Genomic DNA, 11094 nt, shown 5'->3' with positions numbered 1-11094 from the left:
TAAAAAGAAGCCTACGAACTCTCCTTGGTCGAGTTGGAATCGTACAGAGATGTGATTGGGTACCTCACCGTTGATTGATTAGGTCCGACGATGGTCAATTCCACCGGCGACGTTGAGGAGCGCGGAGACTATCGTTAGTCCGAGTTGTGGTTCCCGAAACCAGAAGGCCGTAGAGGTAATGACGGCTCGAAGCCCTACGAGCAGCAGTGAGAGAGCCGGCACGTCTTTATTGACACTTCCAACGCCACCTCCATCACTCGTGTACCGGGCCCCTCGCCAGATTCACCAACTGGGAGGCGACCTGCTTCATATGGAATACGCTCAGTTTGGACGCTCCAGACCACCTTTCCTGATTCGTTTACTTCGACAAACCGGCGATTCAACGTGTCTGTGATCAATGTATTCCCGTTCGGGAGATGATCAGCATCTTGAGGCCAATTAAACGTGATACCACCAGCACGGTCGAGTGTCCACGCTGGTTCCACACTCCCATTCTCAGTCCGGTGGAGTTCGACGACCCAGTCGTGCTCGCTATCAGCGACGAGGACGGCATCATCCCCGAGCCACTGAGGATTGTGCTGGTGGTTGAGCACGTCAGGGTCGCCACATCGAATATCGCCATCACTGTCATAGTCGGCTAACTGGCATGATATATGACAGTTGGTCTCGTTTGAATCGGTCGTGTCTTTGTTGTTGACGTCGACGACACCCTCTCCGCGCTTGATGACGAGAAGCTGGTTGGCGTTCCGCACTGAGACGAGATAGTGTCCGGTGCTGGTGACGCCCACGTCGTTGATGTGTAGCCAGTCGGTCGTTGTCGGATCTTGTGGGGCGTCGTAGAACGAACTCGCATTCCACTGCCACGTGACTTCGCCGTTCTTGACAGTAAAGATACGCTTGTACTCCATATCGGTGACCAAATATTCACCCGATTCGAGTCGTTCGACATCGTGGACTACGCTGTTCTTGTTCGTTCGCACCGGGAAGCTATACCCCGAAAGCACCTGCAGGTCTTTCCCGGGGTCAATGACTCGGAATCCCGTTCGGGTACAGGGAGACTCGTCTGATCCGCACGAAGCGTACCCGCTGTCCATGAACCCGGCTAACACTGTTCCGTTCTCTGTTTGGGTGACGTTAAAAATAGCTATCAGCACTCGATTCACGTCACGTAGTGTTCGTACCGTTGAGGAGGTAGACGCTATGCCGCATTCGTGCCAGCCTGGACCACCCCTCTGAGACTCGACCAAGGTTTGGGACGTCTGGTTTATCTCCGAAGCCGTCCCAATCGCAGGGGCGAGCATTGTACTGCTAACAAGCGTGAGAACGAACAGAACCACGCCGAAAAGGATTGGATAGCTGCCCCACGGAGATCAGGAACGGGGTTCATTTCTGGATATACAGCGAGTACATGATAACCGCGAGACCAAGGGCAACGAACAGGCTGTTGATGAGCACGCCGAGGGCCAATCCGACAGAAAAGAACTGGTTGGCCACGCCAGTCAGGATTGCCCCGAGTGTGATAATACCGAACCCGACACCAAGGACACGTAGTGAATCCTCACCCGTGCGTCGATAGGCCTTAAATGCAATGTAGGTGATCCCGCCACCGAGAAACAGGATTACGAACTTGACGACTGCAATCGCCGTGATGACGCCGTTCATACTTCGTCTCCCATCATCGACCAGATATCTACAAGCCGTTCATCGGTGGACTGTGGGGGCCGCTCAATACTCACCGAAAACTCGCCTGTATCGTCCACAGATATCATCACGTTATCGAATGATCTTTTGTAATGGGTAACACGTCCACCCCCGGAATTGATCGTATCCCACTCTCGGACAAGGGAAGCGGAACTGAGTAATTCTAATTTACGATACAACGTCGACTTTGGGATGTCACAGACATCATTCAATTCGTTCGCGGTCATGGGTTCAACGGTTTGGCGGAGGATGGAACGACAGTCGGGATCATCCAGCGCATCAAGGACTTCCTGTAACGCCGGTGCGTCCTCGGATGCCGCTGAATTATTTCCCATAATTCAATTAAATACATTGGACGAAAAATAGTGTCCGATTGTTTTTTGACGGTTCTCCTGATGAAGCAGGGCTGGGAAAAGTCTCGATTCCCAGCTCAAAAGTAACGATTTGAAAGAATAGAGAGGTGAGCGAAGACTTAGTGACATAATATTGAGAGGAGTATATTTTGTATTGATCTCTGAGTCGGGGTTCATTATTTTCAGATGGATCTTATATTCCCCTACAGAGCGAGCAGGGATAGGAAACGTATCATGAATTAATATTTCATGAGATGTGATACATAACCCACCTTCTGTCTGTGTCTGGAAATCATTCATATTAAATTAAATTTGTATGACCCAATATCCATTATTATACAACAAATTGCTATTTTATATATCCTTTTCGTACACTTCGAGAAGCTCCTTATATCGATTTTGTATTGTAACTTGGCTTATGTGGGCGACTTCGCTCACAGTCTCTTGTGTGAGCTGTTCGTTCGTAAGATGGGTCGCAGCATATAACGCAGCAGCCGCTAATCCTGCCGGGTTCTTCCCACTGTGTACCCCATTTTCTGTCGCAACCTCAAGAATTTCTCGAGAACGCTGTTCCGCTTCATCGCTCACGCCAAGTGATGAAGCGAATTGTGGAAGAAATTGAGTCGGAAGCTCCGGTTCAATTTTTAACTCAAGTTCACGGGATAGATATCGATACGCTCGCTGGACTCGGATTTTTTTAACACGACTCACATCAGAGAATTCTTCTAATGGCCGTGGCATTCCATGCTGTCGTGTAGCCGCGTACAGCGAAGCTGTTGACATCCCTTCAATCGATCGGCCGGGTAGTAAGTCCTTCTCTACAGCACGTCTGTATAGGATACCCGCTGTTTCTCGGATTGATTTCGGAAGGCCGAGTGCAGACGCCATCCGGTTTATTTCACCGAATGCTTGTTTAAGATTTCGTTCATGAGAATTTTTTGCTCGAAACCGTTCATCCCACATCCGAAGACGCTGTAACAGAGCGCGTTGACCATCAGGAACTGATTTTCCGTTAGCGTCCTCATCTCGCCAGCCGATAGTTGTACTTAAACCCTTATCATGCATCAGCCGTGTTGTTGGGGAACCAACACGACTCTTCTCATCGCGCTCCTCTGACGTGAACGCACGCCACTCTGGACCATGATCGATCCGGTTTTCCTTGAAAATCAACCCACAATCTTCACAAGTTGATTCACCTCCGGTATCGTTATGAGTGATTTGACCTGAACACTCGGGGCACACGCTGTTTTCAATGTACTCTGAGGCCTGATTGAGATTATCTAACGGCTGTTCGATGTTATGTTCTTGGCGCATAATAGTAACCCGATGAATAGGTTTGTTCCCCCCAAATCGTGGGGCTTCTTACCTGTTCTGAGGGGTAGCTGCGTATTGAACAAGTGGCGGAATCCCATTCGGGAGGAATCCGACCTATACCTTTGTAACCAAACTGTTGATAGACTTATTGTAATTAGGAAGCATCCTATCAATAAAAATATGTTCACCGGTATAATGAATACTAATCATTCAATTCACGATGGGGTGGTCAGCCTAGTAAATAAAGAACAACGACCTGTCCCCTTACTAAACGAATTTTAGATGGGGTACGAACGGAACCAATTCGTATTGGAAAGTCTATTTCCGTCGCAGAGATCGCAACAATTGGGATTTTCTGGTTCAGCCTCGGCCTCGGACTGCGACCATGTGTCCTCGGTTGGTACCAACGAATTCTGATGAACCCACTAGTAATCGTCCTAGGTGTTACAGCAATCAGGTCTCATCTGTCAGTTTGGTGGACTAACATTCACTTATCGGTTCCTAGTAGAGTGTTCTCAACGTATCACCCGATGGTACAGGCGGCGACAACCTCCTGCTCATACAAATCACCGTGCGCCGCTGTACGATGACAGACTCCCGTAGATGGACTAACAATTCCGAATCTCCCACTCCTGGCATTCATGCACATTACAGCCACAGAAGCTATTTGTTTGGCTGTATCTGAGAGACAAACGAACAACATCAGACAATTAATGATCAAAAGCGCCAATTTATCAGCACAACTCAGTATCGGAACTCGACGTATTGCTCACGCAAACCGATCAGTAACAGGTATTTTCAAATGACAAATTTAATTACACGGATCCAGTCTGTCGGCAGTGCAGTTGGACTGACGTACGGCTCAACGGTTATTGGATCGATTATTGTCACCATCGCTGCCGCATTACTGGGCGCATTCGGGATCGACGTAACCGCTCGTCCATCATTGCGCCTCGTGATGACCACGATCTTGTTACAAGGAGTAACATTCGGAGGGCTCTCAATCCTCTATCTCAGATTCCGCGGTCTCAACTACACATTCGTTTCGCTTTCGATTCCGGACCGCCGGGATATTGCTGTGACTATCGGAGGAATAGGTACGCTTCTCAGCCTACTCGTTGTCTCATCACGCATCACTTCCGCACTTGGACTGGAATCTGCAGAAAATCAGGTAGTAACGATTGGTCAACAGAATCCAACAGCCTTTCTGGTTCTAATTCCTCTATCGTTTTTGTTAGTTGGTCCGGGCGAAGAGCTCCTATACCGAGGATTGGTTCAGGGGACACTTCGAGAAACACTACATCCAACCCGTGCAATCGTTCTTGCAAGCATCCTCTTCGCGTCGATCCATCTCTTTTCGTTGAGCGGGGAAGGGAAACTCGTGTACGTCGGTATCGCATTCATTCTCGCCTTGGTACTCGGTGCGACCTACGAATACACCGATAACCTCACTGTTCCGGCCGTGATTCATGGTGCGTATAATGCGATACAATTTACCATCGCATATCTAACAGCTACTGGCGGCGTGTAACTGTTCGCTATCTGTTGATAGCGTATTTGTTTCTTTGACCGCTACACAAGTGCCTTACTTGCGGATAGTTTGACTGTAGCCGAATATGTTCGTAGGGGTCTCTCACTGACGGGGATTCCGCATTCCTGTTTTAATACGACAACAAAGTATTCCAAATGTACCATGACTAGATCTTTCGGTGCCCCTGGAACCGGACTATCCCGGAGAGAATTTCTCGCTGCGACTGGGGTGACAGGCGTGTCGGCGTTGGCGGGCTGTTCATCCAAAACAATCGACGCGCCGACAGCGGCCACGGGCACCCCGAGTGAAGCACAGACGACATCGTCTGATCTTCCCTACACCAGTCCTCCGACGGTGATTAATGTCGACGAACAGGGAGGATCCGTGACGATGGGGACGCAGCCGGCGCGACACGCGGTCCATCCACTTGATTCAATGGGCGGCCCGGTCGAGTTTCCCCGAGTCTGGGCATGGCAGGCCGACGACAACGACCCGAGCGTTCCAGGCCCGATCCTTCGGACAACCGAAGGGAATGACATGGAAGTGACCCTCGACAATACGAATGGGCGTCGACCCCATACCATCCACTTCCACGGGGTCACCAAAACATGGAAGAACGACGGTGTTCCGACATCGACCGGAATCCAAGTCCCGGCGGGTGAGAAACACACCTATGAAATTCCGGCGAACGTTCCGGGGACGCACCTGTACCACTGTCACTTCCAGACACACCGTCACATCGATATGGGAATGTACGGTATCTTTCGGGTCGACCCCGAAGGCTACGAGTCGGCGGACCGGGAGTACTTCATGACGATCAAAGACTGGGACTCACGGATCCCGGAAAAATGGGCCGGAGAGGCGGATTTTACCTACGATACGACCTCGCGGACTCCGGACGTCTTCACGGTTAACGGGAAGAGCGCACCCCGGACGCTCCACCCCGAACAAGGGTCACCGATCATTGTCGATCAGGGCGATCAGGTCCGTATTCACCTCGTCAACGGGGGATACATGTCACACCCGATACACATCCACAACCACCGCTTCCGGCGCGTCGAAAAGGACGGTGGGACGGTTCCGGAGGCCACCCGCCACGACATGGATGTCACGAATATTGCACCCGCTGAACGACACACAATCGAGTTCACGGCGGACGCAGACCCCGGGATCTACCTCATGCACTGCCACAAAGTCAACCACGTGATGAACGGGTCGTTCTACCCCGGTGGCATGCTTACGGGGGTTGTGTATCGCTCCGTCATGGATACGGACATCTTCAGCCAGCTCATGGAATACGCCGGCTACGAACCGAACTGACACGATCAGACACCCTCCCCCCTCCCTCCGAGCCTTTCTAGTCGGGGCTCTACAGCACGGTTCCACTCATACACAGACTCTCAGGTGGTCACGAGGTGCGTCTCGGGGAAACGAGAGAGACAGATAGTTGTGTGTGAGTTACTAAGCTCGCGTAATGACTCAGAAAGGCCGGAAAGAGAAAGCGGATGGTGACAGACCGAAATCTCGCAGAAGGTCGATCCGCCTACTCGTCCTGGTTTCTGTCGGGATCAGTCTCCTTTCGCTGGTCCCCACAGTTTCGGCCCACGGTGGCGCCGAGGCGTCGGGTTTCACACAGTCGCACGGGCTGGCGATCGCTGGTATCGGCGCCCTCGCAGTCGGTGCGCTCGTTCTCCTCAAGCGAAGGGAACGGATCTCACCGAGAGCCGCTCTGTACGGGATTGCGGTCGGCATCGGAGTTGCTGTCGCCGGTGCGATCCTCTTTGAGGGCCTGGCCCCGGATCCGACGTATCAGGCAGATTCGATGCCGTTCTCGCGGTCTTTGTATCAGCCGCTCGCGATCGGAACCGGCCTGTTAGTCGTGGTTGCGAGTTTTATCACCGGACTCGTTCGATGGACGACACGTCCTCGGTACATGGCTCTCGGAATACTGTTCGGCGGCTGGATACTGTATCCGTATCTGCTGCCCGGGTTCAGCGGCTACACCAATCCGATAGGATACGGGATCGTCCTCGCGACACCGCTGCTCGTCGGATACATTCTCTGGAAAGACGTTGGCGCGGCGCTGTCGACGATCCTTCGGGATTCGGTGGCGCGTCGGTTCGGATTCAGCGTCGGAGTCATGGTGAGCCTCTTCTTCATGGCGACGGCAGGATACCTGTCGTTCTTCAGTGAAGAGGGGGCTCCGCAAGAGACGACCATAGCTGTCCTGAACGTGCTGTATCAGATCGTGCGATGGCCCACCCTTGAGGTACTGCTTCCTGACGTCCCGTTTTTCATCGCGATCTCGCCTGGAGTGGTCATCGTACTGGGACTACTCGGCGTTCTCGTGGGATTGAACGCAGCCGCCGTCGCTCACTCGTGGCGTCTCGATCGGCAGGCGGGCGCCACACAGAGCACGGCCGGGACGGCGACGGTCGTCGGTGCGTGTACGTGTGGGTGTTGTGGGCCACTCGTCTCCCAAGTCGCCGTCATCGCGGCCGGCCCGACGATCGCGGCGCCGATATACTGGATCTTCGTCGATTCGGCGTCGCCACTGAGTTCAATATTCTTGTTAGGTAGCATCGCACTGTTCACCGGCACGCTCGTGTATTCGATTGACTCCCCAGCACCTATCCGAAAAGATACGTCTGAGATCAGTACGGGAGTCACAGAATAGGCGTCTCGGCCACATCGATCCTCCGTTGCTGATCGTTCATCAAGTTTTGTTGAAACGAAGTGCGGACCACCGGACGTAGTAACCCGAATGAAGACGCTTCAGACGGACGGACACTGTGAGTTTGGGGGCAGTACCGGACAGGACCGCTACGGACTAACGCGGAATTCGCCGTGTTTCATCCCGAAAAAGTACGCGACCACCGAGAACGCGATCATCGAGGGAAGAACCATCATAAATACGGTCGAAGGTGCCATCACTGCGGTTAGCGCGACCGTTGCGACAGCGACGATCACGGCGAGCGGAACCACCGAACGTGTAAAGTCGAACTCCATAGTTGTAGTAGTATCTAGACAAGCATAGTCCTTAAGAAACAGAAGGAATGAGGAGCCGGATGGTGACCCCAACAGTCGGATCAACGATGCGCGAACCTTGATATCCACCCTTCATACCACGTCGGTGAGACAGCTCGGATCCGTGCTCGTTTGGAGGCCGTACCCCTCATCAAATTAGCTTCCGTTGAGTGTTTACCGCGATCAACCCACCGCCGGCAATGACCGCGGCCGCTGCCGTCAGCGGATTGAAGAACCCGACAGCCAACGCCGCGAGGGCGATACCATTGTAGGAGAACGCGAGGAGGTTGTTCTGTTTCACGCGGCGGCGAGCCGCTCCCGCGAGGTCGAAGGCGGTTTCGACAGAGCGGATGTCGTTGTCGACGATGGCAATGTCGGCAGCGTCGGCGGCTAGTGCTGTACCGCCGCCCAGAGAGATACCGAGGTCGGCAGCGGCGAGGGCCGGGGCGTCGTTGGTACCGTCACCGACCATCGCGACCTCCCCATCAGATTTGAGCCGCCGGATCGTTGCCGTCTTCCCCTCCGGCGGAACCGTCGCAAAGACGTGCGTCACGGCGTCGTGTCGCTTGAAGAAGTCCGTTGCCTCCTCGTCGTCGCCGGTCAGGACGACGATCTCCGTGCCCCGTTCCCCAAGCCGAGAGACGGTGTCATCCCAGCCGTCTCGCGGCTCGTCCCCGACGACAATCAGCCCCTCTGCTGTCCCGTCACGACCGACGACCACCGGAAGCTGTCCGAATTCCTGGGCGTCGGCGATCCGAGATCGGATGTCGTCGTCGACGGTCCACCCCTGTTCTGCGAACAGATCAAGGTTTCCGACGAGGTACGATGTGTTGCCGATCACGCCTTCGATACCGGACCGATGGTTCGTGAACTCGCGTATCTGACCGACGCCTTCCGTTCCGGCCGCGTCATCTCCGGAGTCCGGCTGATCCGCTGTGCCGTCGCTACCGTCTTTCCCAGCGAATGCCGTCGTGATAGCGTTCGCGGCGGGATGTGACGCCCGTTGTTCGAGTGCGGCGACGGCGTCGAGCAACTCGGGAGGCGCGTCCGCTTTGATCACTTCCATCTCTCCGGTTGTGAGTGTCCCCGTCTTATCGAAGACGACGATATCGACGTCGCGGAGCCGTTCAAAAACTGTTTCGTCGAAGATGATGATCCCGCGGCGGAGCGCACTGGAGAGGCTCTTCGCGACCGACAGGGGCGTCGCAAGGCCGAGAGCCCACGGTGAGCCGGCAAGGATGATCAACAGCGCGAGGAGGAGGGCATCTGGCAGGCCCATCCCGAATGCGAGTACACCGACGCCGCCAACCGCGACAGCGGCTCCGACGACGAGGAAGACGGCGTACGACGCGAGTTGGTCAGCATGGCGTTGGACGCCGTGAGTCGCGCTCTGTAGGTCCCAGACGGCAGTCGTTATCCGGTCGATACTACTCGTTAGGTCCGGGGCGACACGGACCAACGCTGCCCCGTCCGTCACGATCGACCCCCCGATCACGTCGTCGCCGGCGCGTTTGAGCACCGGAAGTGACTCCCCTGTCACGATCGCTTCGTCGACGGTACAACTGTCTTCAACCAGTTCACCGTCTATTGGAACACGTTCGCCCTGTCGGACGAGCACGACATCCCCTGTACTGAGATCCTCCACGCGAACTTCCTGAGTCTCCCCGTCCGAGTCGTACGTTCGTGTACTCTCGACCTGTGAAATGGTGAGTTCGGTGAGACGATCAAGTGCCCGCTGTTTGATCGACGATTCGTAGAATACCATCGCGGTAACCGCAGCCGTGACGATGATCGCGAGATCATAGAAAATGTCGTTTTGCCCGAGAATAACGGCAGCCGTACTGTACGCGTACGCGCTAACGGCGGTGAGCGCAACCAACAGGTCGGTGTTCGGGCGTCGCATTTTGAGACTGATATACGCGCCACGCAACACTGGCAGACCGGTGAAGACGAGAATGATACCAGTCATCACGAAATACAGTCGGAGGAACACGAATGCCCCTTGACTGTTTAGCCGAAATGTGCCCTCAAATATTTCGAGCACTTGCCAGTCGAAAATCGACGCGAGCTGCGCTGGATAGAGGATCGCAACGTATGGAACCAACAGAAACGCACCGAAGAGGAACCCAACGGAGTATCGCATACCCAAGAGCTGGTCGTCTCGGCGCTTTCGAATCCCACCCATCTCCCGCGATCGACGTGTCGTGCCACCGGCCTCACCCACGTCTGATGAGGCATCTTCACGGAGATACGCGGTGTAACCCAGCGAGCTCAGTGCCTCGCGCAACGATTCCTTCGAAACAATGGCTGGGTCGTGTTCAACTCGGATCGTCTCCGTGACGTAACTCGCCTCGGCACTAGCCACTCCCTCTTGTTTATCGGCAAGAGATTCAAGATACGCCTCACACGTCGCAGAATACATTCCGTCGATCCGGAGGAACGTTTGAGAACGATGTTGATTGGGAGGACCCGTGTCGTCTCCCTCTTCGATCTTGCTCTCAGATGAGGTTTGCGTGGCATCGGGAGAATCGGAAGCTCCGAGCGTCGTATACACATCGTGGCAACCACTCGAACAGAACGATTGTTCACCGACAGTCTCAAATGTGGAAGAGTGAACCTCGCGACCACACAAGTAGCAGTTATCAGTCATAGTTCAACAGAGGGGTGCTTGGTCTGCTTGAAACTATACCGGCCTGAATAGACATCATAAAACATATTATTCCATATAGATTGATCAGGCGCTAGGACGTTGATCGCTCAGTATACAATAATCGGGTCATGTTTATGTGGTTGTTGCTACCTTCCGTATGGTGAGATTCACAGTAGTGTATCTGTGTCGATCCATATTGGTTCTACACGTACACAGTACCCTCAAGAGCAGCCCTTTGTAGGCAGCATATAGGAGCAAAGCACGTTCTACACGTACACAGTACCCTCAAGAGTACACGATAACCATCCTCGCTCACTGATCTCTATGTGTAATTGTACCATGATACCCAACAGGGCAGTTCCAAATGAGGGCTGATCACCGCGCCAGCGGGATGGGTAGTTCCTCGAGAACGTGACAACAGCGGTCCCAAGTGTAGTTAGAGAGTTTCTCGACAGAATTACGCTGTTGAAACACATGGATTCCTCGCACGAGAAATAAAGCACACTCCCGACAGCAAA

Annotated in this window: 10 protein-coding genes; 4 read left to right on the top strand and 6 right to left on the bottom strand. The window is 53.8% G+C overall.

Annotated elements, in window-relative coordinates; genetic code table 11:
- Nucleotides 1–194: 194 nt before the first annotated feature.
- The 4 genes from EP28_RS13780 to EP28_RS13770 form a co-directional block, all read right to left on the bottom strand.
- Nucleotides 195–1163 (bottom strand): arylsulfotransferase family protein, encoded by a 969-nt coding sequence (locus EP28_RS13780; protein ID WP_230455304.1) that lies wholly within the window; start codon nt 1161–1163, stop codon nt 195–197.
- 220 nt (nt 1164–1383) lie between these two features.
- Nucleotides 1384–1662, bottom strand: a complete 279-nt coding sequence (locus tag EP28_RS08995; RefSeq protein ID WP_049983702.1) for a DUF7521 family protein — start codon at nt 1660–1662, stop codon at nt 1384–1386.
- Nucleotides 1659–2036 (bottom strand): winged helix-turn-helix domain-containing protein, encoded by a 378-nt coding sequence (locus EP28_RS13775; RefSeq protein WP_080506116.1) that lies wholly within the window; start codon nt 2034–2036, stop codon nt 1659–1661. Before EP28_RS13775 ends, EP28_RS08995 begins: the two co-directional genes overlap by 4 nt.
- A gap of 372 nt (nt 2037–2408) precedes the next feature.
- A complete protein-coding gene (locus tag EP28_RS13770; RefSeq protein ID WP_080506115.1) occupies nt 2409–3368 on the bottom strand; it encodes a transcription initiation factor IIB in 960 nt (319 codons plus the stop codon).
- A 275-nt stretch (nt 3369–3643) separates the two neighbouring features.
- Between EP28_RS13770 and EP28_RS13765 the strand changes: the two genes are divergently transcribed.
- The 4 genes from EP28_RS13765 (at nt 3644) to EP28_RS08985 (ending at nt 7576) form a co-directional block, all read left to right on the top strand.
- Nucleotides 3644–3958 (top strand): disulfide bond formation protein B, encoded by a 315-nt coding sequence (locus EP28_RS13765; RefSeq protein WP_308201076.1) that lies wholly within the window; start codon nt 3644–3646, stop codon nt 3956–3958.
- Nucleotides 3959–4326: 368 nt separating this feature from the next.
- Entirely contained in the window at nt 4327–4899 is a 573-nt protein-coding gene (locus EP28_RS13760; protein WP_199712343.1) for a CPBP family intramembrane glutamic endopeptidase, read from the top strand.
- A gap of 162 nt (nt 4900–5061) precedes the next feature.
- Nucleotides 5062–6219 carry a multicopper oxidase domain-containing protein gene (locus EP28_RS08990; RefSeq protein WP_049983701.1) on the top strand — a complete coding sequence of 386 codons (1158 nt, stop codon included), beginning with the start codon at nt 5062–5064 and terminating at the stop codon, nt 6217–6219.
- Nucleotides 6220–6373: 154 nt separating this feature from the next.
- Nucleotides 6374–7576: a hypothetical protein gene (locus tag EP28_RS08985; RefSeq protein WP_049983700.1), complete on the top strand. Its 1203-nt coding sequence runs from the start codon at nt 6374–6376 to the stop codon at nt 7574–7576.
- 146 nt (nt 7577–7722) lie between these two features.
- On the opposite strand, the gene EP28_RS08980 is transcribed toward EP28_RS08985, so the two are convergent.
- A complete protein-coding gene (locus EP28_RS08980; protein ID WP_049983699.1) occupies nt 7723–7908 on the bottom strand; it encodes a DUF7333 family protein in 186 nt (61 codons plus the stop codon).
- A 169-nt stretch (nt 7909–8077) separates the two neighbouring features.
- Complete coding sequence (locus EP28_RS08975) at nt 8078–10576, bottom strand: heavy metal translocating P-type ATPase (RefSeq protein WP_049983698.1); 2499 nt, start codon at nt 10574–10576, stop codon at nt 8078–8080.
- Between the last annotated feature and the right edge of the window lie 518 nt (nt 10577–11094).

The organism is Halorubrum sp. BV1, from assembly GCF_000746205.1.
Classification (GTDB): domain Archaea; phylum Halobacteriota; class Halobacteria; order Halobacteriales; family Haloferacaceae; genus Halorubrum.
The sequence above is the reverse complement of the archived record's forward strand: the minus strand, read 5'-3'. Positions and strand labels throughout refer to the sequence as shown.